Raw genomic sequence first — 23,021 nt, 5'->3', positions numbered from 1 at the left:
ACTCCTACTTATATGACATATATTATACACCAATAAACACAATTATATAGTATAATAGAAGCCATTAAGGACTGTAATGAGTAAAATAAAAAGAAATACATTAGTGAACAAATTGATTCCTCCACTATTCTTGTATTTAATACTACTCGCTGTTATTTCTATTGGTTCTCTTTATTACATTCAAAAAAAACATGCATTTAATATAGCTGAGAATACTTTTTTAAAAACAACAAAACTCTTAGATAAAAAATTTAAAAGTGATATAAAAACTTATAAGACTTTTATAAAACTTATAAGTAAAGACAAACAAGCAATAGAACTATTTCAATCAAATAACAGAGAAGGTCTTTATAACTATTATAAAAAAACATTTGAAGAATTTAACAAACAATATAAAATTAGTCATTTTTATTTTCATAAAACATCAAAAATCAACTTCTTGAGGATGCATTATCCTCAAAAACATTCTGATCTTATTGAACGTTTTACACTGAATGCATCGATTAAAAATAGAGGTCTTGGAAAAGGTATAGAGTTTGGTATATTTCATAATTTAACTCTTAGAGTTGTTTACCCTTGGTTTGTAAACAATAAAATAATTGGATATATAGAACTAGGAAAAGAGATTGACTACTTAACCCCTGAACTTGCAAAACTAACACATAGTGAAATAGTTTTTACAATAAACAAAAAAAATATTTCAAAAGAAAATTACCAAAAATGGTTGGACAACTCCAAAAAGAATGTCAAATTCAAAGAGCTTAAGAACTACTATATCATTGATTCTTCTATACATAACTATAGTAAAAAGTTAAAAGTACTTCTTAATAATCAAGAAAATATACATCATGCCAGCTTAGATAATTTTTCGGCACATTACCATATAAATAGTAAACCTTTTTTAGATGCTCATGGAAAAGAGATAGGTAAAATCTATATTTTGTGTGATATGTCAGATGAATTTAAATTTTTATTGCAGCTTATTTTTAAAATAACCTTTATAATAATTCTATTATTTGCTTTTCTAGCAATTTACTATTTGAAAATTGTTCGAAAAGAAGCAACTATCATAGAAAAAACACAAACCAATATGTTCTCTTTGGCTATGACTGATTCTTTGACTTCTTTATACAATAAAAGGCACTTTGACAGTAGCCTTCCACTAAAAATTCAAAAAGCCCAAAGTAATGACAACTATATTTCATTTATCATTGCTGATATTGACAATTTTAAAAAGTACAATGATAACTATGGGCATAAAAAAGGTGATGATGTTTTAAAAAGAGTTGCTCATCAAATCAAATATTCTTTTAAACGCTCAAATGATTTATGCCATAGAATAGGTGGGGAAGAATTTGCTATTATTGTAGAATCTGATAATAAAAACTTTGGATACAAAATGGCTGAAAAAATGAGAAAAAATGTAGAGAAATTAAAGATTGAACACCTCTACAATGAGCAGTATAATAAAGTCACGATTTCTATTGGTATTTTCACAATCAATTCTAAAGATATTGTTGATTATGACAACCTTTTTATTAATGCGGATAAAGCACTTTATCAAGCAAAAAAAAGTGGAAGAAACTGTACAATAAGTGCTTAAAGGAAAGAGATGAAAACAGCATTACTAACAGGTTCAAGTAGTGGTATTGGAAAAGCTATTTGTACTGAGCTCAAAGAAAATGGCTATAAAATTTTTACTATAAATAGAAATGATGGAGATATAATCTGTGATTTGCAAGATACAAAAGCTTTACATGTAAAGCTCAAAGAGTTTTTAAAAACTACTGACATAGACTTACTTGTAAACTGCGCTGGACTTGGTGTGTTTGAGCCTCATGAAGAGATAAGTTTTCAAAAAATAAACGAAATCATAGATGTAAACCTAAAAGCCCCTATCCTCTTAACAAACCTTTGTCTAAGAAGTCTCAAAAAAACAAAAGGTCATATTATCAATATAAGCTCCATCGAAGCCACTCGCCACTCAAAGTTTTCTGCACTTTATACTGCCACTAAAAGTGGACTAAGAGACTTTTCACTTGCTTTGTTTGAAGAGTTACGTAAAAGTGGTGTAAGAGTCACCAACATAAATCCAGATATGACAAAAACTGCTTTTTTTGATGAACTCAACTTTGAACCATCAGATAAAGAAGATACTCATCTATTGCCCCAAGAGATTGCTAAAACTCTTTTACATGTAATAACTTCACCAATGGTTGTTACAGATATAACTGTTCGTGCTCAAAAGTTTGAAATTAAAAGAAAATAATTATCTTTTTTGTAAAAGATATGTCACTGTAGCAATACCTGAGCTTCCAAGAATCATGAGCATTACCATGATTTGATAGCGTACTGCTATGATTGGGTCTACACCTGAGAGTATCTGCCCTGTCATCATCCCAGGAAGTGAGACTAAACCTACTGCTAAAAAAGAGTTTATTTGAGGTATGAGTCCAGCTTTAAAAGCAATAGCACGTGATTTTTTATAAGTCTGCGTTTCTAGCTCTTTTTCAAATCTTTCAGCTACTAAAGAGACTGCATTCATACAGTTTGCATAAAGCATCCCAGCAAGAGGAATAACATAACGAGGTGAGTTAAAAGAGTCTAAATCAAGCACAAAAAATACTACAAAAAAAAGATTTATTGTTCCTCCTAAAAAAATAGATAAAAATATATGTTTATAGACTTTTTTATTTTTACAAGTGACGTTTCTTAGGGTTATAAAACTCGCAGCACTTATCATCACAATAACAATAAACAGAGTAAAAAATGAATTGTTTGAGTTAAAAATATATGTTAATACATATCCTATGAGTAGAAGTTGAGATAGCATACGAAAAGTTGCATAAGCAATCTCCTTTTTATCTTCGACCCATTTATAGTAAAAAAATGATACAAAAAGCAAAGGTACTAACATGTAGGAAAGATTTGTTATGGAAATAATTTGCATTGTTTTCCTTTTTTTAGTTCCAATTATACACTTATTTAACAATTAATAAGTATAATAAAACATGAACAGATTTAGCCATTATGTGTTATCCCTTATATTTTTACTGTCCTGTATTTTAAGCATGGAAATCCTTTACATGTATAGTAGTTCAAATCTTCATGAACAAACAAAAAATGACTTTGTAAAAACTGTAGGCCTTCCTGATTTAGCTATATCCAATGGAGCAAATTTTATAAGGCACAGAAGTCTAAGCGACACTTTTTCACTTTTTAGCAATGGCCCTGAACTTTTAGAGTATTTTCCTTCAACATTTACGTACAATTACTCACAAAACTATAAAAATATTCCTTCAAGGATAGAACTTGAATAAAACAGAAATTTCATTTCATGCTTTAGTGATAGGAATTTTCAAGGGGCTTTGCTCTTTGAAAAGGAGATATTAGATGAAGATAAATCACTATTTAATAGGTTTTGCTGTAAGCTCACTTTTTAGACGAGGAACAAAAAGTCTATTTGTATTATTTATATTTACAGCCCTTATCTTTTTACTCTCAAGTATACTTTTTATCTCAAATTCAATCAAAGAAGAGTTAAACCTGACACTTGATTCACTTCCTCAAATTATAGTGCAAAAACTCCAAGCAGGACGTCAAACAAATATAGAATTAAAAAGAGTAAACAAACTCTTAGAATTTCAAGGAGTACAAAGTGCTGTACCGAGGATTTGGGGTTACTACTACTTTGAAAAAGCTGGAGTGAACTTTTCACTTGTTGGCATTGACGCATATGATAAACAATATAAAAATAGTTTTGCCAATATAGTTAAAAATGTAAATTTTGATGCACTAGAAAAAACCTCTTCTATGGTTGTTGGACAAGGTGTGAAAAAGGCTTTGAGTGAAAACTACTATAAAAACTACTTCAATTTTATAAAACCAGATGGTGATTTTATAAAAGTTCCTATAGCTTCTACATTTTCAAGTAAAACTTCACTTGAATCAAATGACATCATACTCATGCCTCGCTCTCTTGTATTGGAGATTTTTGGTATGGATAAAACTAAGGCTACTGATATAGTACTCAGTGTTGCTAATCCTGAAGAGATTCCAACAATCGCAAAAAAAATAAAAAACTTATACCCTGATACAAGAGTTATAACTAAGAGTGATTTAAAGGTGAGTTATCAAAATATATTTGATTATAAAAGCGGTATGTTTTTAGCTCTTTTTGTTATCTCTGCTTTTACATTTTTTATGATAATTTACGATAAAGCAAGTGGACTTAGTAGTGAAGAGAAAAAAGAGATAGGCATACTAAAAGCACTCGGTTGGAAGATAGATGACATACTTCAAGAGAAGTTTTATGAAGCATTTATCATCTCTTTTGTTGCTTTTATAAGTGCGATTATACTCTCTTTGTTTTTTGTATATACTTTAGAAGCTCCTATCTTAAAAGAGATATTTATAGGCTATTCGAGACTCAAACCTAGTTTTGATTTACCTTTTATACTCGATGTTCAAACTATATTTTTACTCTTTTTTCTAACTATTCCTCTGTATTTAGCTGCTATTATTATTCCTTCTTGGAGAGTTGCAAGTATGGATGCTGATGAGGTAATGAGATGATACGATGTAAAAATATAAGCAAGATTTTTAATGTAAACAAACCAAATGAATTAACTGCACTCAAAGAGATAGATTTGAAGTTTAAAGAAGGTGAGCTTGTTATACTCAAAGGGGCTAGTGGAAGTGGAAAAAGTACCCTTCTTTCACTCATAGCAGCTCTTAGTAAACCTAATGTTGGTGAAGTCATAATAGATGAAAAAAGAATCTCGAAAATGCCAGACAACTTTACTTCACTTTTTAGAAGAGAAAATGTTGGTTTTATCTTTCAAAAGTACAACCTCATCCCAACTCTGAGCGCATATGATAATATCATCTTACCTTTGATCCCTACAAATCCAAATGAAAAGCAACTTCATAAAAGGATAGATGAGCTTTTAAAAACATTTTGTATAGAAGACAAAAAAGATGTACTCGTTAAAAACCTCTCAGGAGGAGAACAACAAAGAGTAGCTATAAGTAGAGCTCTAATAAACAATCCTAAAATAATCATAGCAGATGAGCCAACAGCAAATCTAGATGCAAAACTTTCACTTGACTTTATAGAGATTATCAAGTCACTTAAAAATGATGCAACTACCATACTCATAGCAACCCATGATCCACTCTTTTTTGATTTGGATTTTGTAGATAAGATAGTAGAGCTTAAAAATGGAGAAGTCATCGATGTTTCTCACTCCTGAAACCATAGCTATACTTATACTTGATTGTATATTTATAGTTTTTGCTTTTTTTGCATTTGTAATTAGTATAAATATTGTCAAAAAGTGGGATTTAAATAGTACAAGTTCTCTTCAATACTCACTTGAAAAAAAAGCTATCTTAGCAGCTACAATTATAAAATATATATTTGTTTTAAAACTTCCTCTTTTTATGTTTTTTGTATTTACTGCTGATAAAATTTCAGGTGTAATTACAGGGGCAATGTGTGCAGCTGGAGTAGTAAACTCAGTAGAGTTTGGACTATGGCTTTTTGTTTTTAAGATTATAAATCTTTTTGTTTTTGGCTTTTGGATAGCTTTACATGTAAAGGATATGCAAGATGAAAAACTTTCACTTACAAAACTAAAATTTTCTATCTTTTTAGTGGCTTTTTTACTTTTAATCATCGAGATAGCTTACGAAATATCTTTTTTTGCTTCTTTGGATGTAGATAAAATAGTGAGTTGTTGTGGAACTCTTTTTTCTGTAGCTTCAGCTTCATCTTTTTCAGTTATTTTTATGATACCAAATAACATCATTATTACTATTTTTTACGCAACTTTTTTTCTCTATCTAGTCTCATTTTTTCTTAAGTCTGAACTGTTCTTTTTCTTTAGTAATTTAGTCTTTTTTATAGTTTCTATTATCTCTTTAATACTGTTTTTTTGTACTTATATATATGAGTTACCAACACATCACTGTCCATTTTGTTTCTTACAAAAAGAGTATCATTATGTAGGTTATCTTTTGTATGTGACTCTTTTTATTGGCACCTTTAGCGGTATAAGTGGCTCGATACTCTCTCTTTTGAAACCTCATCATTCTAAAAGTTATTATAAAGTATCTTTATTCTTTAACACTTTATACACAGCTATTATAACAGCGTATCCTGTAGTCTTTTATATCAAAAATGGGGTCTGGCTCTAATCTAGTTTAGTAACATCTTCTTGTGTGACTTTATCAAACTTGAGTAGCTTTTTACCCTTATGATCACGCATAAAGTTTTTTGCATCTTCTAAGTTGATAAAAGGAATCAGTTCATGTCCCATAGGTCCATACTTATCGCTTCCAATCACATAATATGCTTTATACCCATCTATAGCATGTTGTGAGTAGTAGTCACTCACAAGGATTTTTGTAATACCTTTTTGATGTTCAAAATAGTACTTCATCAAGTCTTTTACTCCATCAAATGAGTAGTGTTTATCTACATAATAAATCTGCGCTGCCCATCTTGGGTACTTATACACATACATACCACATATAGGACATTTTTCATCTTCATGCACATGGATTTTGCTCTCTTGGGCTACCACGCCACCTTCTCTTTTGACATCCCACAGATAAACAGCAGTCGCATGCAGATAGGTTTCATCTTTTAAATCACATCTTTGTTGTAGTACTTCTTTTAAGTCACTTATTTCTAAAAACTCTTCTATATCTATATCTTTTGGGCATCTCTTTTCATAAAGCTTTTTTCCCATAGGATAGGCTCTTTTTTTATAAACCTCACGCATCTGTTTTTGCTTTACATGTAAAGACTTTTTTGCCTCTTCTAAATCTTCTTCTTTTACATGTATATATGTTTTTGATTTTACATCATACGCTTTTATATCATATACCCCGTAATTTTCCATATCTTCTAAAAGTGCGTACACTGAGCTATAAACTCTTAGCACATCATTGGCTTCTAGTTTTGCTTGGTAGGAAGTCTCTAAATGCTCCGATATTTTAAGCCCTGTTATAGGACACCAAGGATTTGCAAAAAGCGAGCTGATTAAAAACAAGATAATAATTAAATTTTTCATAGATAAAGTGTATCTCAATATTGTTAATTTTACGTTAATTTAACACTTCTTTAATAAAATACTCCAAAGGAGATTTTATGAAAAAAATAATTTTGAGTTTATTTGTGGTGATAGGTCTTAGCGTAAGTGGCTTTAGTGCTGATATGGCTAAAAAACCTATGAAGAATTTTAGAGCCGTGCCTATGGAGCAAGTACAGATTTTACAAAAAGGTAAAGCAAAGAAGTTTTGTCCAGTTTGCGGTATGACATTGCCTATGTTTTACAAAACAAATCACGCGGCAGATGTAGATGGTGAAACTCACCAATACTGCTCAATTCATTGTATGCTTGAAGAAGCAATGACAAAAGGAATCAAAGTAGTAAACCCTAGAGTTATTGATAATGACACTTTAAAATTTATTCCTGCTAAAGATGCTTTTTATGTAGTAGGTTCTAGTAAACCAGCTACTATGTCAATGGTAAGTAAATACGCTTTTGGCTCACAAAAAACTGCAACGGATTTTGCTAAAAAGTTTGGTGGTAAAATCATGAAATATGATGCAGTAGTAAAACAAGTTAGTTTGAGCTTGAAAAAAGAAATCGCGATGATTAAAAAAAGACAAGCAAAAGCTGCAAAAATGGGTAAAAAAGTTTACGAAAAGATGTGCAAAGCAACAGATCAAAGATTTACAAATCCAGCTCTTGCAAAAGCTTATCTAAAAGAGCATAAACTTTGTGGTAAATTAAAAGGAAAACCTTTCCAACAAGTAGGACTCTATCTTGCTGGAAGAGCTAAATAAAACTACATAAAGCACTCTTCATTGAGTGCTTTACCCCAATATCTTCTTTCTTATTTTAGGATTCAGTAGATTTTCACCTCTTAGCATACGCAATTTCATTTGCTCATAGGGAATATACTCTTTTTTAGAATTTTCATATGCGCCAAAACCGTAGTGCATAGGGCTATTTTTATCATTTATAGAGTAAAAAGCATCAACTGCGTTTACCCACTTTTTTGTATCTAGTGAGTAGACCCACTCTACTACTTCTTTATCATCTTTTGCATTTTCTTCTAGCCACAAAATCATACAACCAACATCATCAAAAAAGTGAGTTTTACGGTCACTCGTTATAGCTTGTGCTGTGTACTTTTTGCCTACTAAAAACATGTTGCACTGCGGACATACTATTTTATTGTCTTTAAAGCTAAGCGGTTCTTTTTTAGTATTGACTACCTCTGTAGGGTTTTGATTGAGGGATGTATATACTCCAAATAAAACAAAAATCGCTACTAATGGAAATATATATAAAATTATTTTTTTCACTCTTTTATCTGCCTTTTTTATTTTGCTAGACGAGATAATAGCATGATTATAGTAAAAAATTTATAACACTAAAACAATGCCAAAAGTTGTAAGCACTACTCCTGAAACTTTTTCAATTCCATATATCCAATGTGAGAGTTTTTGTTTTACTTTTTGATTTCCAATAAGAAGTGCGACTCCTATATCCCAGAACAAAACTAAAGAACTCATCCACAAAGCATACAAACTTTTTGTAAACAAAGATGTCTGAGGCGAAACCATAACAGTAAACAATGAAAAATAAAAGATTATATTTTTGGGGTTTAAAAATCCAGATAAAAAACCTATGACAAATTCTGCTTTTAAACTCTTTACATGTAAGGATTTTTCTTCTACATGTAAGTCTGTTTTTTTAGCTTTTAAAAGCATAATTCCTATGTAGACTAAGTATGCTCCACCAAGGTATTTTAAAACAATCATCAAGCCTTGCATCTCTTTTATCACTTCCAAACCTAAAACGGCAATCACCAAATACAAAGCATTGGCACTTGCGATACCTGCACATACGCTAAAAGCGTAACGAAGTGGTTTTTTGAGTGCTGTTTGGATGATGATAAAAAAATCAGGTCCGGGACTAAGAAGTGCTAAAAAGTGAGCTGAGGCTAAAAGTATAAATTCCATTGATTTCTCCTAAAAAGAGAATTGTAGAATTTTAAAAGTTTTTTTTATTGTATAAAATTGAGTTGGTACTCTTTGGGTGTAACTGTAGTTATAGCTTTAAAGTGTCTATGCATATGGCTTTGGTCAAAAAAACCACACTCAAGTGCCACTTCACTTATATCTACTTTTTTTTGTAAAAGTTTTTTTGCTAACTCTATACGGCAATTCATTCTATAAGCATGAGGCGTTATGCCAAGTTCTTGTTTAAAACTTCGAAGAAGTGTATAGGAGTTTAACTCCAAATCATCTGCTATTTTATTGAGCGTTATATCTTCATCTAAATTCTTACTGAGTTGCTCTTTAAGAGTCTTTACATGTAAAGAAAAATCCTTACATGTAAAGGTTTTTATATCTGTTGTTTTTGTAAATATTTTTTCTAAAAAACTCACCATCATTTGCTCTTTTTCAAGCAAAAAGCCCTCTTTCATAAAAAAATCCATAGTTTGTATATACGCATCATACATCTCTTTGTCTTCTAAAAGTATTTTATTTGAGTTTATAAAAACATCTGAATTTTGTATTTTTTTACACCAAGAAGTATCAAGATAAAGCATATAGTAACTTCGTGAAAGCTCTTCTAAAGGATTACAATGGTGCAAACTATCTGGATTTATCAAAGCAAGTGAATTTGGCTTCAAGTATGCCTCTTCATCTTTGACCCTGTATAAAACCTCACCATTATCGATAGCACCTATACTAAAAGCGCTATGAATATGGGGTTTATAATGCTTCCCACTATTCTTACTATATCTACACTCTATAAAAGGAAGAGCTTTGTCTTTGAAAAAAGTTTCTTGGTGTATCACATAACCAACTTTGTACTTTTTGCATTGAGGATATCCAGTATGTTTTGAGGTTTGATTTTGAGTTGTAATCCTCTTTGACCTGCACTTACTAAGATATCTGACTGACTCAAAGCACTCTCATCCAAAAAAGTAGGATAGAGTTTTTTCATACCAAAAGGAGAACACCCTCCTCTGATGTAACCTGTTGTTTTTAAAACATCTTTGAGTGGGAGCATGGTGCATTTTTTGCAACCTGCTGCTTTTGCTAAGGCTTTGAGGTCAAGTTCATCATCTCCAGCGATACAAGCAACTAGAGGCTGGTTTTTTTCATCTAAACATACAAGCGTTTTAAATACTGTTTTTATATCTACTCCTGTAAGTTCAGCTACATGTATAGCACTCAAATCATCTTCATCTACTTTATACTCAAGGAGTTCATAACTCACTTTGTGTCTGTCTAGTAGTCTTGCGGCATTTGTTTTTTTGATGATATACTCCTTTACTTTTCTAAACAAATTTTACCATAGCTTTTTTATATTTACATGTATAACTTTTACGTCACTCTTAGGACTGAAATGATAAAGTTTCATTTTAATAGGAGCACCAATGGATTTTTCAAACGCAAGCATAGACAAACTAATAGTACACCAAGTAGGAAACAAACAAAAAGATGAAGGAGTTTACCTCTCTCATGATCCTCAAAGCGTGGAGTCTGAGCTAGAGAAAAAACTCCTACACTACTTTTTAAAACCTTTCCAGTATGAGACTGACTTACACCGCTTCTCACATAGCTCAAGTTTGGCTTTCAATGAAGTTTACGCGTATACAAAAAGTATCTTTGAACATGGAGATTTTGCAGAATCAGCACAGCGTATAGCAAACCACCTCTACGATGCTTCAACGCATCCAAAAATCATGATGGGCGAACTTCTTATCGTGCATTTTAAAGATATAAAGTTTGATGAAGAGTTTCGTGATGCCATAGGTATCTATAAGGTAGAGAAAAAAGATATGTTTTTTAAAGTCCTCAAAAGCCACGACTCTTTGACACTTGGGACAGATGAAGGCATCAATGCGAGTAAGATAGAAAAAGGCTGCTTTATCATCAATGATGATATAGAGCTAGGATACAACATCTACAACATCGATATCCACCAAAAAGTAACAGACTACTGGATAAACAAGTTTCTTAGCATCGCTCCGGTTAAAAATGATAGCTATAAAACAAAACAGTTTATGAACATGTGTAAAGGTTTTGTAGATGAAGTAGTGACTCCAAACTATGAAAAAAGCGACCAAGTGGATTTTGGGAACTCTTGTATAGACTTCTTTGAAAAGCGCGATAACTTTAGTGAAGAAGACTTTTTCGAAGAAATCCTACACAACGACAAAATGCAAAGTGACTTTGTAAACTACCGCGACAAATACGCAGATGAAAGTGCAATCAGCTTTGATGATAGCTTTGGCATCAGCAGAGACGACGTAAAAAAATACAAAAACAGCTTTCGAGCTTCCATAACACTAGATGACAACATACAGATAAAGTTCCTCAACAACGCAGTCCAAGAAGAGTTAAACTACGAAAAAGGCTACGACGAAGAGACAGGTCAATCTTATTATAAGTTTTATTTTGAGGATGAGTATTAGGGGTTACATGTAATGTTGATTTTAATTAGTTATCATAGAAATAAAATCAAGAATCAACATACTTTTTTCTAATTTCATCAAATTTTTCAAAATTATCAAAAAACAATTCTATAAGTTTTGGATCAAAGTGTTTTCCACTTTGTTCTTTAAGCAGTATAAATATTCTTTCATCTTCCCATGCTTCTTTGTAGCACCTTACACTACCTAGGGCATCAAACACATCTGCAAGTGCCGTAATCCTTCCAAAGATATGGATAGACTCACCTTTGAGTGCTCTAGGATAACCTGAACCATCCCATTTTTCATGATGTTCATATGCAACTATAGACGCTGCTTTAAGTACTTCTCTTTGTGAATTTTTCAAAATATTATAACCAATTTTTGAGTGAGTTTTCATGATTTTAAACTCTTCTACAGTAAGTTTTCCTGGCTTTTTCAAAATTTTATCTGGAATACCTACTTTACCTATGTCATGCATAGGACTTGCTGTGAAAAGTACTTTAGCTTGGTGCTCATCTAATCCATAAAGATGTGCCAAAAGTTTTGAGTATTCTGCAACTCTTTTTACATGATTACCAGTTTCTTTACTTCTTGTTTCCCCTATTTCACCCATCTTATAGATTACTTCTTTTTGAGTCTCTTCTATCTCTTTATGAAGCTCAAATAGTTCTGTTACATCACTACCCGAAGATATATACTCTAAAATCATACCTTGTGAATCTTTAATTGGTACAATTGTAGTATTATTAAAGTAGGTATTACCATTTTTTGTTTTATTTTTAAGAATACCCATCCAAATATCACCTTGTTTAACAGTATGCCAAAGGTCTTTGAACTGCTCTTTTTTACTATCTGGATGTCTTACTATATTGTGATTTTTTCCTATTACCTCACTAGTGCTATATCCACTAATCTTTTCAAATTTATTATTAACATAGATAATGATACCTTTTTGATCTACTTTTGAAACAACTGAACTTTTATCAAGAATTAACCTATATTGTTCTAGCATATTTAACTGCTCTATTCGTTCATCTTCAATTTTTTTTATTTTATTTGATAATATTTTTGTAAGTAAAATAACTGCTATTATCATAAAAATTAATACTGACAAAACATTAAGAATATATTGATTTGTTAATTTTCTCAAATCATCTTTTTCATTTTTTAAAATATCACTCAATTCGCTCAAATAAAATCCACTTCCTAAAACAAGTGGCCAGCCATCTATCAACTTTACATATGCTATTTTTGCTTCTTTGTACTTTTGTTTTGGTCTATACCACTCATACTCTATAAATCCTCCACCTTCTAATGCTTTTTTATTTATAGCAGTAAAAAGAAAATCAATAGGTGGTATAATTTTTTCTTCTATCTCAGGGTTAAAAGGGTGTATTTTCATTTTTTTATTTAAACCTGTTACCCAAAAATAACCATAATCATTTTCTCCAAATCTATCCACATATATCTCTTTACGAATTATATTTAAGATTTTTTTATCTAACTCATCTTTATAAATACCTGCAGCTATATACATATTGTACTTTATATCTTTTCGTATATAAGCAAATTTTTCAAATAATATCTCTTTATTTGAATTTGGTTTTTCCCATTTGTATGATCCAAAATTTTGTTCTTTTCCCATTGAATCTTTTAAAAATTGTGATAAGCTTGGATTGTTTTCTGATAATTCAAAAATATTTTTATTAATTATTTTTTTGTTTGTACCATGATATATTAAACTACCCTCTTCATTAAAAATATAAATGTATCCTGTATCATTATCCCATTTTATGTTATCTAGTACCTCACTATATTTTTCTATCAAAGTAGAAAGCTGTTCATCACTTTTAAGATTGTCAAACAAATTGCGTACAATTCCCACTTTTTGGGCTAACATTTCTTCTGTATTTTTATATATCTCTTTTTTAAGGGCGACTATATTTTTAATTTCCCGTTCAACCTCTTTTTTTACCAAGTTTTTATTTTTTTGATAAAAATTTTTTTCTAATTTTTCTAATTTTTGTTTATAAAGATTATCAGTAAATATATAAATAGATGAAGCTAACACAATTGAGAATATGAGGATTGAAGCTATAGTATTTAAAAAACTTAATTTTGATAAACTTGTATTCACCATTTATCCTTCTATAATATATTGTATTATAACAAGCATAAAATAATATTATTATAAAATATTTTTACTTTATTAAAAAGTTTAATTAATTGTATTAACAACACTATTTTAAACTAAAGAGGACGAGTAGGTCTAAATTCTAATAAAAAGGGGACAGTTTAGCAATTAATTTTCAATATTTTTTATAAGTTCAATAATTCAAAAGACATATTTTACGTCTTTATAATGTTACTATCAGGCTAATATATGTACAATGTACGTCGAATAAATAGTTATATTTATTATTTAAAGAAGAAACCGTTTTAAAAAAGTTAATCAAATTTTTTGGAAAAAAATGAGTAAAAAACCAACTTCACTTGCATTAAGCATTATTATTCTGCAGTCTATTACTTGGATAAACATTGCTATATTTATCTTGTACTTTGTATCTTATATTTATGCCCTTGAACTTGGGTTCATGCATATGATGGTCGGAGAAAAGCTTATTAAAGCTTTTCTAGCATTGATTTTTGCAATATTATTATACTTTACTACAAAAGGCTTATTAAACCAAAAAAAATGGGCAAGAATCATAACTATAATTTTAGGAGTTTTAATACTCTTTGGATATACAATTGAAACAACAATTGGGTTATTATTAATCTATGGAACAACAAAAGGCTGGCCTGAAAAATAGCCAAAGTCAACTGATAAGAACGAAAAAATAAAGTGTAAAAGGGGTCGGGTCTAAACTCTAAACTTATTTTACATACCTTTTTGTAATATATTTTTGTTAAAATGTTTCAGATAAAAAAAGATATTGATTGTTTTAACCACGAGCAATTTCAAACAGCATACATGTAAAGGATATTATGATGGAAAATCAATCTACAGAATCCGTTGATAGTATGGGCTTTTTTGCACGTTATCTTAGTGTTTGGGTGATATTGTGTATAGTCGCTGGTGTGGCTATCGGTCAGTTTATTCCCTCAGTTCCTCAGACTTTGAGTAAGTTTGAATATGCCAATATCTCCATTCCTATTGCCATTCTTATTTGGCTCATGATATATCCTATGATGCTCAAAATTGACTTTGCTAGTATCTTAGATGCTGGGAAAAAACCTAAAGGCTTGTGTGTTACATGTACAGTCAATTGGCTTATTAAACCATTTACTATGTATCTTATTTCTGCTTTGTTTTTTAAAGTGGTCTTTGCTGGTTTTTTCACAGAAAATCTAGCCAACGAATACTTAGCAGGTGCTATTTTACTAGGTGCTGCACCTTGTACAGCTATGGTTTTTGTCTGGAGCCATCTAACTAAAGGAGATCCTGCTTATACCGTCGTGCAAGTCGCAGTCAATGACCTTATCTTACTTGTTGCATTTACACCTATTGTTGCTTTTTTATTGGGCATGAGTAATGTATTTGTGCCTTATGATACTCTGTTTTTATCTGTTGTTTTGTTTGTAGTGATACCGTTATTTAGTGGGTATATCTCAAGACGATATGTTATCAAACGAAAAGGTCTTAGGTATTTTGAAGATGTGTTTATCAAAAAGTTTGATAACACTACGATTATAGGGCTTTTACTTACTCTCATTATTATATTTACATTTCAAGGTGATGTTATTTTGAACAATCCTTTACATGTATTGTTAATTGCTATTCCTTTGAGTATCCAAACATTTTTTATTTTTTACATAACGTATGGCTGGGCAAAAGCATGGAAACTTCCTCACGCTATCGCCTCACCTGCAGGGATGATTGGTGCGAGTAACTTTTTTGAACTAGCTGTTGCAGTAGCTATCAGCCTCTTTGGTTTGCAATCAGGTGCAACACTCGTGACTGTGGTAGGTGTACTTGTAGAAGTACCTATCATGCTTACTCTTGTATACATTGCTAACAACACTAGGCACTGGTTTAAAAATTAGAAAAAATTATTAAACTTTAGATTATATGTAAAAGATAAAGATATTTTGCTTTGTATTATTTTATAAATAATTATTGCATATTCTAAAATACTCTTTAATATTCCTTAATAATACTTTTAGCTACATAAATACTTGACAAGTTCCTTAAAATACTTTATAATTACTTTATGAAAGAAAAATTATATACAGTATTGGAACTTAAAGGCATTTTAAATCTTCATGAAAAAACTATCATTAGATTTATTCATGAAGATAAAATTAAAGGTAAAAAGATTGGACGATCTTGGATGGTTTCTGAATCTGACTTGAGAACTTATGTACACGGAGAACTCTCTAATAATAAAGTTGAACAAACAAATTATGAAACACTTAATCAAAGGATTTCTGTATCTACAGTTATAGAAATAAAAGAACAAAATTCAGAAGAAGCAACAAGAATATCAAATTCATTAATGGCTATGCTAAATAGTGAAAGTGAAGAAACTCGTAATACAAGGTTTGATTTCTTCTATTATCCAGAAGTACAAACAGCTAAATATATAGTATATGGAACACCAAAAGCTATTTCACAAATCATAGATGTATTTGATGTTTTAAGTAGCCAAAAGAAAACTTAAATGGCAAAAGAAGTTTATAAATCTATTCATGGTGAAAAGATAATTAAGGAGTTAGTTATAGATATATATGACTCTTTTACAGAATATAAGCTCCACAAGATTGACATAAATACAACAGCAGGCAAAACTACAATTTTAAAAACTGGTCAACCTGATAAACCAGTACTACTAATGTTACATGGAACAATGAGTAATAGTGCAACATGGTTTGGTTCTCTTAAATATTTTATAAATGACTTTTGCATATATCTCATTGATATTCCAGGTGAACCAGGATTGAGTGAACCAAGAAGAATACCTCTTAACTCTGAAATTCCACAAAATTGGTTATTAGAAATATTTGATAATCTAGAAATTAAAAATGCATCCATTGTTTCTATGAGTTTGGGAAGCTGGTATTCACTCAATTTTGCAACATTGCACCCTCATAGAGTTTCAACTCTAGCAATAATATCAACTAGTGGAATCGTTCCTCCTAAAGTTAGTTTTATCTTTAAAGCCTTATTTTTTATGATGCTTGGTTCAAAGGGGCTAAAACTAATAAACAATGCAATTTATTATAAAACACCACAAATTAAAGATGATAAATTCATAAAATATCAACAAAACCTAAATAAGTATTTTAATCCCGTTGTTGAACCGATACCAATTTTATCTAATAAAAGATTAAAAACTATTAGCTTTCCTATACAATACTTTGGTGGTGATCATGATGTTCTTTTAAATACTTTTAAAACAGCCAAACGAATGAAAAAATTAATACCAAATATAGAGATACATATATTGAAAGAAACTGGACATGTAATTATTGATCAGTTTGAAAAAATCTCCTGTTTTATAAAGACCCATGTATGAAAAAGGGTTAAATCTAAATTCTAAACTTTTTTACTATTAATTTCAATAAAATCCTCTTTACATGTAAAGGTTTTTACAAGGTGATTTTCTAAGTAATACTTGGCATTTCAAAAGCACCGCCACGCCAAAAATTTAAAATCAATACTGCTTCTTCTCCAGCAGTGATAGCATGAACTTGATTTGGTGAGTGGTGTATAACATCTCCTGCTTTTTTCCAACATGGACTATTTGCTCCACCCTCTGCTTCCCACCAAACTTGACCAGCTAATACTATATATAACTCTTCAGGACTATGACTATGTTTTGGATATGTAATCCCTTTATTTAGTAGCATAATTTCTACTAAACCTTTATTATATACGATAGGTCCATTCACATCAGCAATAGGAAACCAAGCTGATCCATTTGTAAATGTACTCCCGATATCTTTTTCGAGATAGGGTTGTCTCCATGCTTGAAGTTTGTAAGCATTTTTTATAGCTGTTACGAGTTCTACTGTACTCTTAGCTGTACTACCTATTGACTTCATAGCATTTGTTATTGGTAATAAAGAAGGTGTTAGTTTGTGCACAGAAAGTTTATCTATATGAGGTAAGTCTGCAGCAAATGAGTTTGCATTTTCATCTTTTAGATTTGATGCCATTTTGTATGCCAATTTAAAAAGCTCTTTAGGTGAATTTATACATTTAGTCATTCGTATTCCTTTTACATAGTGATTTATCTAGTTTATTTTTTCACTACAATTAAAACAATAATCTAAATCTTTAATAGTCTCTTTACCACATGATTGACAAGCTATTTTGAGTGTATTGCTACAGTTTGGACAATAGTTCATTTGTATATAATCAACTTTGATTCCACATTTATCACACTTACTAAATCTATAGCTTTCTATAAATGTAATTATTGTTTTTTTCTTGTTCTTCTTATGATTTTGTAATTTCAAAATTATAAAACTAAAAGCCACGATTCCTAACGCTAACAAAATATAATAAGCGATAAAAGGAATCTGAATATTGTAAAAAAACATCAATACTTTTTCAATAAAAGTATGTGGTATAAAACTGTAAACAATACTAATAGTATTGATAAATAAAAATATCATTGTTATAGTAAAAATATTTTTAAATATTATATATTTTGTGTAATTTTTCTTTATATTTTGAACATTCATTTGCCAATAAAATAGTAAAGCCAACGGTAATAGAAACAAGACTATAATTCCAGCTTTTTTCAAAAAATATTTAGTATTTTCTTTTTTATAATCACTGAGAATTTTTTCTTTATTTGTTGTTATATACTTATAGAGATTAACTACTAATTTATTGGTTCTAAACTGCTTTTTCAAATTTTCTATACTTTGATTTGTAGAAGCTATTTGTTTTTGTAAATCATCATACTTTATTTTTACATTTTTACTTTTTAAGTCCATTTTTAAGATAGATTTCGACTCTTTTTGATTTACCATTTTTTCAAATAAAACTGTATTATAATTGTTTTGTATATATTGTAAAGCTTTGTTATATTTTGTGCTTTGTTTTTTTAAACTTTTTATGCTCTTTTTTATATTTTTCAACTTCTTATTATTGGCTATTCTATTACTTTGTTCTTGTATATGAGCACATCTTCCATCTAACTCTTTTAACCGTATATCCCTAATTACATTTTTACTTGCGAGAGTACTTCCAATGGGATTATAATATTGATTCATACGAATTACACGATATCCATGCCAATTGTAATTTTTAACCCCTGAACTGTCTTTTACTATGTTCAAGCATTGATAGGTAAATTTTGTATTTGGATTATTTATAGTTGAAGTTTGAAAATGTATACCCATCTGAATACTACTATAAACAAAAATATCCAAAATAACAATCAACAATATAGACCATCTTGTTAATTTTTCTATATTTTTACTATCTTGTTGATAACTCAATTTTAATTTATAAAAGCTTCTTATCTTGTCAAATATTTTCAACATAATTATCCTTTTATCTTTTGCAAAAATCTATTATAGCAAATATAGTAAGTTGCGATGGTAAGATACCTAATGACTATCAAATTAATGCTATTTAACAAAATATTCTTTACATATAAAAAATCTACTCATAACTTAGAAAATACTATCTAAATCGCAATTGATTCATTTGATCTAGCTTTTTATGCATAACAAACCGCTTCTTCTTCAACATAACGTTCCATATGAACAGTTTGCCAACTACCGCCCTCTTCAAGTGTTATTGTAAATCCAACTGCATTCCAAAAGTTAAAACCACCTGGTAAAAAATAGTGTGTATGCAAGTAAAGCATCTCATAATCCAACTCTTTAGCAAAAGCACAAACTTTATCAAATAACAAAGAGCCTATGCCTCTTCTTCGATAATTATTATCTACATAACAACGGCTTACTTCTAAGGCACTCCCTTTTGCATATCTTCCTTTTATAGCATCAATACGGTCATCATAACAAGAGAGTGTTATACACCCTACGACTTTTTCATCCCTAGTTTGGGCAATAAACATAGCATGGTCATCTCTTTGCATCTCTTTTTGCAAACGAAGACGTAACTCTTCATAACGTAAAGGTGTGATTTTATTTCCATAGTGTAGCTTACACTGTTCAAACAAAAACTTCTCTGCTTTTAAAAGATTTTTAAAACTCACTTTTTCAATGCTTATCGTATCTAAATGTAACATATAATTTTTCCTTTTAAAACGGTATAACCGCATCTAATAACTTTTGTGTATAAGGGTGTTGTGCATATTTTAAAGACTCTGTACGAACAGATTCAACAATCTTTCCTTGATGCAAAACCATCAAAGTATCACACAAAGCACTCACACTCTCTAAATCATGAGCAATAAAAAAATAACTCATTTGCTTTTCATTTTGAATATGTTTCAAGAGCTTTACAATCTCTGCTTGGACTGAAACATCTAAGGCACTCAAAGACTCATCTAAAAGTAAAAAACGAGGATTACTTACTAAAGCACGAGCTATGCAAACTCTTTGAAGTTGTCCCCCACTAAGCTCATGTGCATATCTATTTAAAAAACTTACTGGTAACTCTACGCTTTGTAATAACTTTTTCAACTCTGTATTTGACATTTTTTTTGAACTCATCCATAAAGACTCTTGCAAAATCTGCTCAACACAAAAACGTGGATTTACAGAAGTATTGTAGTCTTGAAACACTACGCTCATCTCTCCACGGTTATGCTTGTGCCACAGATGGATTGGTTCACTATCCATTGTAATTGCGCCTAAAGTTGCTTTTTCTAAGCCAAGGATGAGTCGACCTAAGGTACTTTTTCCACTCCCGCTCTCTCCAATCAAACCAACACAAGAGTTTGAAGCAATCTCAAATGATATATCATCTAAAACACGTACTCCTTTTTTGTACTCTTTGCACACATTTTTTACGCTAAGCATTGGCTAAACCTTTGAGATATAGTGCGGCGTGTCTGGATAAGATAGTTTGTATACTCATGCTCTGGATTTGAAAAAAGATTTTGAGATGGTTTATACTCGATCCCTTTTCCCTCTTTCATAACCAACACATCATCAGCAAGATAAGAGACAATACCAAGATCATGGGAAACAAAGATAAGCGAATGCTTTTCATCTCTAATCGAAGCAAAGAGATTTATAATCTCATGTTGATGAATCACATCTAAAGCAGAAGTTGGCTCATCAGCTATGATGATTTGTGTCTCTTGTGCTAAGGCTAAAGCAATCATCACACGCTGAAGCATCCCACCTGAAAGCTCATGTGCATAGCTTTTAAAAACCACTTCAGGTTTTTCAAATCCCATCTTTACTAGCCACTGCAAACTTAGTTTTTTTGCTTGTGCTGTACTCATAAACTCACACAAACTCTCTACCATCTGGTGACCAACACGGTAGAGTGGATTAAATGCATTCATAGCATCTTGAAGTACCATTGCTATTTTTTTGCCTCTTATTTTTCTCAAATCTTTATGAGATTTTCCTAGTAACTCCTCTGTTTCAAAAAGCACACTTCCACTTGCTTCTAACCAATCTGGATTGAGTCCTAAAATAGCTTTACATGTAAGAGATTTCCCACTCCCACTCTCACCAATTATCCCAAGTACTTTTCCTAATGAAAGCTCAAAAGATAAGTCTTGAACAAGTATATTATTTGTTCGTTTATCTCTAATCGTAAGATTTTTTACACTCAGTAAACTCATACAACACTCTTTGGTATAAGACAATGTTTAGGATCAAGTGCATCTCTGATACTATCACCTAAAAAGTTAAATGCTGCTACGACAATCAATATAGCAAAACCTGAAGGTATCATCTGCATAGGATAAATACTCAATACATTTTTAGCCTCACTCAGCATCATACCCCACTCAGGTGTTGGTGCTTGTACGCCTAGTCCTAAAAAAGAAAGTGCCGAGATACTCAGTATCACCCAACCCGTATCTAGGGTAGCTAACATTGCTATGTCGTCTAAGATAAAAGGAAAAAGATGCTTACGCAAGATAGTCCACGAAGAGACTCCTGCTACTTGCGAAAATAGAAGATAATTTTTTTGACGATGCACAAGAACAAAAGAGTAAACCATACGTGTATACCAAGCAACTTTTGCAATAACACTCGCAATAATCACATGTTTTATTCCCGCTCCCAACATTCCTACTACTGCTAAAATCATCAGTTCACTAGGAAAAGAGAGCATCACATCACAAATACGCATCATACTCTCTTCAACTTTACGAAAATAACCTGCAATCAAACCCAAAATTGTTCCCAATGTAACAGTAATTGCCATAGTCATAAGTGCTAAAAAAAGAGTTGTACGTATGCCATAAAGAAGCCTCGATAAAAGGCATCTTCCTAAATGGTCACTCCCTAAAGGAAAATCACTCCCCCAAGAGGCAAACTTTTCACTCAAGTGAGGTTGTAAAGGATCATTTGGAGATATCCAAGGAGCAAAAATACCCAAAAGTATCACACCAACTATTATGCTAAGCGATAGCATTGCTAAAGAGTCATGTCTGAGTTTATGCCAAAAATTATTCATATTTGTCTTCTTAAGCGTGGATCAGATACTCTGGTTATAACATCTACCATCAAATTAAAAATCATAAACATAAGTGCCATAAAAAGAATATATGTTTGAATCATAGGAAAATCTCGACTAAAGATGGCATTCACACAAATCCTTCCAACACCAGGTAAAGCAAATATGTTTTCTACGATAACTGTACCTGCTAAAAGTTTCGGGATAGACATACCAAGTGCTACTATAAAAGGATGCAGTGCATTTTTCACGATGTGTTTTGTAATGACTCTCTCTTTGAGTCCTCTCGCTCTTGCATACAAGACATAAAGCTCTTGTTTACTCTCAATCATAGTATTTCGCATAAGTCTTATATAAGTAGATACATAACTTAAAGCAAGTGTAATAGCAGGTAAGATAATACCACTTGGATTCTCTAAGCCACTTGTAGGAAACAAGCCTAGATGAAAAGCAAAAAACCAAATCAACAACAACCCCATCCAAAAATTAGGCATAGCTGTAAAGAAAAAGACAAAACCGCGGATGGCTTTATCTATAAATGTGTTTTCATAAATTGCACACACAATACCAAGACTTAGACCAAATACAACAATAAGCACTAAAGATAAACTAGCAAGTGCCAAAGTAGTAGGTAAGGCATATAGAATCTCTTGTGCAACAGGTTCTTTTGTAACATAACTCGTGCCAAAATCACCATGAATTAAATTACTAAGCCAGAAAGTATACCTCTGTACTAAAGGTTTATCCAAACCAAGTTCTTCTCTCATTTGGGCTATTGCTTCTGGCGTTGGGGTAATTTCATTGATCCGTAAAGAGACTTCTGCTGGATCACTTGGACTAAGATTTATAAGTGTAAAAGTAACTAAAGATATGCCCCATAAAAGGGGCACTATCAAAGCTAAACGTTTGAGCGTATATAAAAGCATTC

General features: G+C 31.0%; 26 protein-coding genes. 12 read left to right on the top strand and 14 right to left on the bottom strand.

What is annotated here, in order from left to right; genetic code table 11:
- The first annotated feature begins 76 nt into the window (after positions 1 to 76).
- Both K354_RS0101955 and K354_RS0101950 read left to right on the top strand, forming a co-directional pair.
- Entirely contained in the window at positions 77 to 1,603 is a 1,527-nt protein-coding gene (locus K354_RS0101955; protein WP_024953832.1) for a sensor domain-containing diguanylate cyclase, read from the top strand.
- Between the two features lie 9 nt (positions 1,604 to 1,612).
- A complete protein-coding gene (locus K354_RS0101950) occupies positions 1,613 to 2,269 on the top strand; it encodes an SDR family oxidoreductase (RefSeq protein ID WP_024953831.1) in 657 nt (218 codons plus the stop codon).
- Here the strand turns inward: K354_RS0101950 and K354_RS0101945 are convergent, their stop codons facing one another.
- Entirely contained in the window at positions 2,270 to 2,950 is a 681-nt protein-coding gene (locus K354_RS0101945; RefSeq protein WP_024953830.1) for an ABC transporter permease, read from the bottom strand.
- A 136-nt stretch (positions 2,951 to 3,086) separates the two neighbouring features.
- Between K354_RS0101945 and K354_RS0101940 the strand changes: the two genes are divergently transcribed.
- The 4 genes from K354_RS0101940 to K354_RS0101920 all read left to right on the top strand — a co-directional run bounded on the left by K354_RS0101940 (position 3,087) and on the right by K354_RS0101920 (position 6,201).
- Positions 3,087 to 3,320 (top strand): hypothetical protein, encoded by a 234-nt coding sequence (locus K354_RS0101940; protein WP_051505378.1) that lies wholly within the window; start codon positions 3,087 to 3,089, stop codon positions 3,318 to 3,320.
- A gap of 73 nt (positions 3,321 to 3,393) precedes the next feature.
- On the top strand, positions 3,394 to 4,575 hold the full coding sequence (locus K354_RS0101930) for an ABC transporter permease (RefSeq protein WP_024953828.1): 1,182 nt from the start codon (positions 3,394 to 3,396) through the stop codon (positions 4,573 to 4,575).
- Positions 4,572 to 5,255 carry an ABC transporter ATP-binding protein gene (locus tag K354_RS0101925; protein ID WP_024953827.1) on the top strand — a complete coding sequence of 228 codons (684 nt, stop codon included), beginning with the start codon at positions 4,572 to 4,574 and terminating at the stop codon, positions 5,253 to 5,255. The genes K354_RS0101930 and K354_RS0101925 overlap by 4 nt, the downstream gene beginning before the upstream one ends.
- Complete coding sequence (locus tag K354_RS0101920; protein ID WP_245600551.1) at positions 5,224 to 6,201, top strand: hypothetical protein; 978 nt, start codon at positions 5,224 to 5,226, stop codon at positions 6,199 to 6,201. Before K354_RS0101925 ends, K354_RS0101920 begins: the two co-directional genes overlap by 32 nt.
- On the opposite strand, the gene K354_RS0101915 is transcribed toward K354_RS0101920, so the two are convergent.
- Positions 6,198 to 7,082 carry a nitrous oxide reductase accessory protein NosL gene (locus K354_RS0101915; RefSeq protein ID WP_024953825.1) on the bottom strand — a complete coding sequence of 295 codons (885 nt, stop codon included), beginning with the start codon at positions 7,080 to 7,082 and terminating at the stop codon, positions 6,198 to 6,200. The genes K354_RS0101920 and K354_RS0101915 overlap by 4 nt on opposite strands.
- A 77-nt stretch (positions 7,083 to 7,159) precedes the next feature.
- Between K354_RS0101915 and K354_RS0101910 the strand changes: the two genes are divergently transcribed.
- Positions 7,160 to 7,861, top strand: a complete 702-nt coding sequence (locus K354_RS0101910) for a nitrous oxide reductase accessory protein NosL (RefSeq protein ID WP_024953824.1) — start codon at positions 7,160 to 7,162, stop codon at positions 7,859 to 7,861.
- A 30-nt stretch (positions 7,862 to 7,891) separates the two neighbouring features.
- Here K354_RS0101910 and K354_RS0101905 read toward each other — a convergent pair whose 3' ends face one another.
- Genes K354_RS0101905 through ybaK form a run of 4 tightly spaced genes read right to left on the bottom strand, consistent with a single transcriptional unit; the run spans position 7,892 to position 10,361 of the window.
- Positions 7,892 to 8,386: a hypothetical protein gene (locus K354_RS0101905; RefSeq protein ID WP_024953823.1), complete on the bottom strand. Its 495-nt coding sequence runs from the start codon at positions 8,384 to 8,386 to the stop codon at positions 7,892 to 7,894.
- A 60-nt stretch (positions 8,387 to 8,446) separates the two neighbouring features.
- Positions 8,447 to 9,046 (bottom strand): LysE family translocator, encoded by a 600-nt coding sequence (locus K354_RS0101900; RefSeq protein ID WP_024953822.1) that lies wholly within the window; start codon positions 9,044 to 9,046, stop codon positions 8,447 to 8,449.
- Positions 9,047 to 9,090: 44 nt separating this feature from the next.
- Positions 9,091 to 9,891 (bottom strand): AraC family transcriptional regulator, encoded by an 801-nt coding sequence (locus K354_RS0101895; RefSeq protein ID WP_024953821.1) that lies wholly within the window; start codon positions 9,889 to 9,891, stop codon positions 9,091 to 9,093.
- Complete coding sequence (gene ybaK / locus K354_RS0101890) at positions 9,888 to 10,361, bottom strand: Cys-tRNA(Pro) deacylase (protein WP_024953820.1); 474 nt, start codon at positions 10,359 to 10,361, stop codon at positions 9,888 to 9,890. Before ybaK ends, K354_RS0101895 begins: the two co-directional genes overlap by 4 nt.
- Positions 10,362 to 10,476: 115 nt before the next feature.
- Between ybaK and K354_RS0101885 the strand changes: the two genes are divergently transcribed.
- Entirely contained in the window at positions 10,477 to 11,517 is a 1,041-nt protein-coding gene (locus K354_RS0101885; RefSeq protein ID WP_024953819.1) for a nucleoid-associated protein, read from the top strand.
- A gap of 46 nt (positions 11,518 to 11,563) precedes the next feature.
- Here K354_RS0101885 and K354_RS14545 read toward each other — a convergent pair whose 3' ends face one another.
- Positions 11,564 to 13,654, bottom strand: a complete 2,091-nt coding sequence (locus K354_RS14545) for a cache domain-containing protein (protein WP_024953818.1) — start codon at positions 13,652 to 13,654, stop codon at positions 11,564 to 11,566.
- 334 nt (positions 13,655 to 13,988) lie between these two features.
- On the opposite strand from K354_RS14545, the gene K354_RS0101875 reads away from it, so the two are divergent.
- From K354_RS0101875 to K354_RS0101860, 4 genes are all read left to right on the top strand, one after another.
- On the top strand, positions 13,989 to 14,330 hold the full coding sequence (locus tag K354_RS0101875) for a hypothetical protein (RefSeq protein WP_024953817.1): 342 nt from the start codon (positions 13,989 to 13,991) through the stop codon (positions 14,328 to 14,330).
- Positions 14,331 to 14,508: 178 nt separating this feature from the next.
- Positions 14,509 to 15,564: an ACR3 family arsenite efflux transporter gene (gene arsB / locus K354_RS0101870; protein WP_156928202.1), complete on the top strand. Its 1,056-nt coding sequence runs from the start codon at positions 14,509 to 14,511 to the stop codon at positions 15,562 to 15,564.
- Between the two features lie 167 nt (positions 15,565 to 15,731).
- On the top strand, positions 15,732 to 16,181 hold the full coding sequence (locus tag K354_RS0101865; RefSeq protein ID WP_084607300.1) for a helix-turn-helix domain-containing protein: 450 nt from the start codon (positions 15,732 to 15,734) through the stop codon (positions 16,179 to 16,181).
- Positions 16,182 to 17,036 (top strand): alpha/beta fold hydrolase, encoded by an 855-nt coding sequence (locus tag K354_RS0101860; RefSeq protein WP_024953814.1) that lies wholly within the window; start codon positions 16,182 to 16,184, stop codon positions 17,034 to 17,036.
- An 88-nt stretch (positions 17,037 to 17,124) separates the two neighbouring features.
- On the opposite strand, the gene K354_RS14540 is transcribed toward K354_RS0101860, so the two are convergent.
- The 7 genes from K354_RS14540 to opp1B all read right to left on the bottom strand — a co-directional run bounded on the left by K354_RS14540 (position 17,125) and on the right by opp1B (position 23,019).
- Positions 17,125 to 17,730, bottom strand: coding sequence for a dimethylsulfonioproprionate lyase family protein (locus K354_RS14540; protein WP_024953813.1), 606 nt, complete (start codon positions 17,728 to 17,730; stop codon positions 17,125 to 17,127).
- 27 nt (positions 17,731 to 17,757) lie between these two features.
- A complete protein-coding gene (locus K354_RS0101850) occupies positions 17,758 to 19,020 on the bottom strand; it encodes a hypothetical protein (RefSeq protein WP_024953812.1) in 1,263 nt (420 codons plus the stop codon).
- A gap of 179 nt (positions 19,021 to 19,199) precedes the next feature.
- Positions 19,200 to 19,736 carry a GNAT family N-acetyltransferase gene (locus K354_RS0101845; protein WP_024953811.1) on the bottom strand — a complete coding sequence of 179 codons (537 nt, stop codon included), beginning with the start codon at positions 19,734 to 19,736 and terminating at the stop codon, positions 19,200 to 19,202.
- A gap of 13 nt (positions 19,737 to 19,749) precedes the next feature.
- Positions 19,750 to 20,472, bottom strand: coding sequence for an ABC transporter ATP-binding protein (locus tag K354_RS13765; protein WP_037940049.1), 723 nt, complete (start codon positions 20,470 to 20,472; stop codon positions 19,750 to 19,752).
- Positions 20,460 to 21,251 carry an ABC transporter ATP-binding protein gene (locus K354_RS0101835; protein ID WP_024953810.1) on the bottom strand — a complete coding sequence of 264 codons (792 nt, stop codon included), beginning with the start codon at positions 21,249 to 21,251 and terminating at the stop codon, positions 20,460 to 20,462. The genes K354_RS13765 and K354_RS0101835 overlap by 13 nt, the downstream gene beginning before the upstream one ends.
- Positions 21,248 to 22,093, bottom strand: coding sequence for a nickel/cobalt ABC transporter permease (gene opp1C, locus K354_RS0101830; protein ID WP_024953809.1), 846 nt, complete (start codon positions 22,091 to 22,093; stop codon positions 21,248 to 21,250). Before opp1C ends, K354_RS0101835 begins: the two co-directional genes overlap by 4 nt.
- Positions 22,090 to 23,019: a nickel/cobalt ABC transporter permease gene (gene opp1B, locus K354_RS0101825; RefSeq protein WP_024953808.1), complete on the bottom strand. Its 930-nt coding sequence runs from the start codon at positions 23,017 to 23,019 to the stop codon at positions 22,090 to 22,092. The genes opp1C and opp1B overlap by 4 nt, the downstream gene beginning before the upstream one ends.
- Positions 23,020 to 23,021 lie beyond the last annotated feature (2 nt).

This window comes from Sulfurospirillum arcachonense DSM 9755, from assembly GCF_000597725.1.
GTDB lineage: Bacteria > Campylobacterota > Campylobacteria > Campylobacterales > Sulfurospirillaceae > Sulfurospirillum_A > Sulfurospirillum_A arcachonense.
This window is presented reverse-complemented; position numbering and strand designations above follow the sequence as displayed.

Bases quoted from the DNA above. Each gene is read 5' to 3' on its own strand.
- K354_RS0101955 (WP_024953832.1), top strand. From the start codon at position 77: ATGAGTAAAATAAAAAGAAATACATTAGTGAACAAATTGATTCCTCCA.
- K354_RS0101950 (WP_024953831.1), top strand. From the start codon at position 1,613: ATGAAAACAGCATTACTAACAGGTTCAAGTAGTGGTATTGGAAAAGCT.
- K354_RS0101945 (WP_024953830.1), bottom strand. From the start codon at position 2,950: ATGCAAATTATTTCCATAACAAATCTTTCCTACATGTTAGTACCTTTG.
- K354_RS0101940 (WP_051505378.1), top strand. From the start codon at position 3,087: ATGTATAGTAGTTCAAATCTTCATGAACAAACAAAAAATGACTTTGTA.
- K354_RS0101930 (WP_024953828.1), top strand. From the start codon at position 3,394: ATGAAGATAAATCACTATTTAATAGGTTTTGCTGTAAGCTCACTTTTT.
- K354_RS0101925 (WP_024953827.1), top strand. From the start codon at position 4,572: ATGATACGATGTAAAAATATAAGCAAGATTTTTAATGTAAACAAACCA.
- K354_RS0101920 (WP_245600551.1), top strand. From the start codon at position 5,224: ATGGAGAAGTCATCGATGTTTCTCACTCCTGAAACCATAGCTATACTT.
- K354_RS0101915 (WP_024953825.1), bottom strand. From the start codon at position 7,082: ATGAAAAATTTAATTATTATCTTGTTTTTAATCAGCTCGCTTTTTGCA.
- K354_RS0101910 (WP_024953824.1), top strand. From the start codon at position 7,160: ATGAAAAAAATAATTTTGAGTTTATTTGTGGTGATAGGTCTTAGCGTA.
- K354_RS0101900 (WP_024953822.1), bottom strand. From the start codon at position 9,046: ATGGAATTTATACTTTTAGCCTCAGCTCACTTTTTAGCACTTCTTAGT.
- K354_RS0101885 (WP_024953819.1), top strand. From the start codon at position 10,477: ATGGATTTTTCAAACGCAAGCATAGACAAACTAATAGTACACCAAGTA.
- K354_RS0101875 (WP_024953817.1), top strand. From the start codon at position 13,989: ATGAGTAAAAAACCAACTTCACTTGCATTAAGCATTATTATTCTGCAG.
- arsB (WP_156928202.1), top strand. From the start codon at position 14,509: ATGGAAAATCAATCTACAGAATCCGTTGATAGTATGGGCTTTTTTGCA.
- K354_RS0101865 (WP_084607300.1), top strand. From the start codon at position 15,732: ATGAAAGAAAAATTATATACAGTATTGGAACTTAAAGGCATTTTAAAT.
- K354_RS0101860 (WP_024953814.1), top strand. From the start codon at position 16,182: ATGGCAAAAGAAGTTTATAAATCTATTCATGGTGAAAAGATAATTAAG.
- K354_RS14540 (WP_024953813.1), bottom strand. From the start codon at position 17,730: ATGACTAAATGTATAAATTCACCTAAAGAGCTTTTTAAATTGGCATAC.
- K354_RS0101850 (WP_024953812.1), bottom strand. From the start codon at position 19,020: ATGTTGAAAATATTTGACAAGATAAGAAGCTTTTATAAATTAAAATTG.
- K354_RS0101845 (WP_024953811.1), bottom strand. From the start codon at position 19,736: ATGTTACATTTAGATACGATAAGCATTGAAAAAGTGAGTTTTAAAAAT.
- K354_RS13765 (WP_037940049.1), bottom strand. From the start codon at position 20,472: ATGCTTAGCGTAAAAAATGTGTGCAAAGAGTACAAAAAAGGAGTACGT.
- K354_RS0101835 (WP_024953810.1), bottom strand. From the start codon at position 21,251: ATGAGTTTACTGAGTGTAAAAAATCTTACGATTAGAGATAAACGAACA.
- opp1C (WP_024953809.1), bottom strand. From the start codon at position 22,093: ATGAATAATTTTTGGCATAAACTCAGACATGACTCTTTAGCAATGCTA.
- opp1B (WP_024953808.1), bottom strand. From the start codon at position 23,019: ATGCTTTTATATACGCTCAAACGTTTAGCTTTGATAGTGCCCCTTTTA.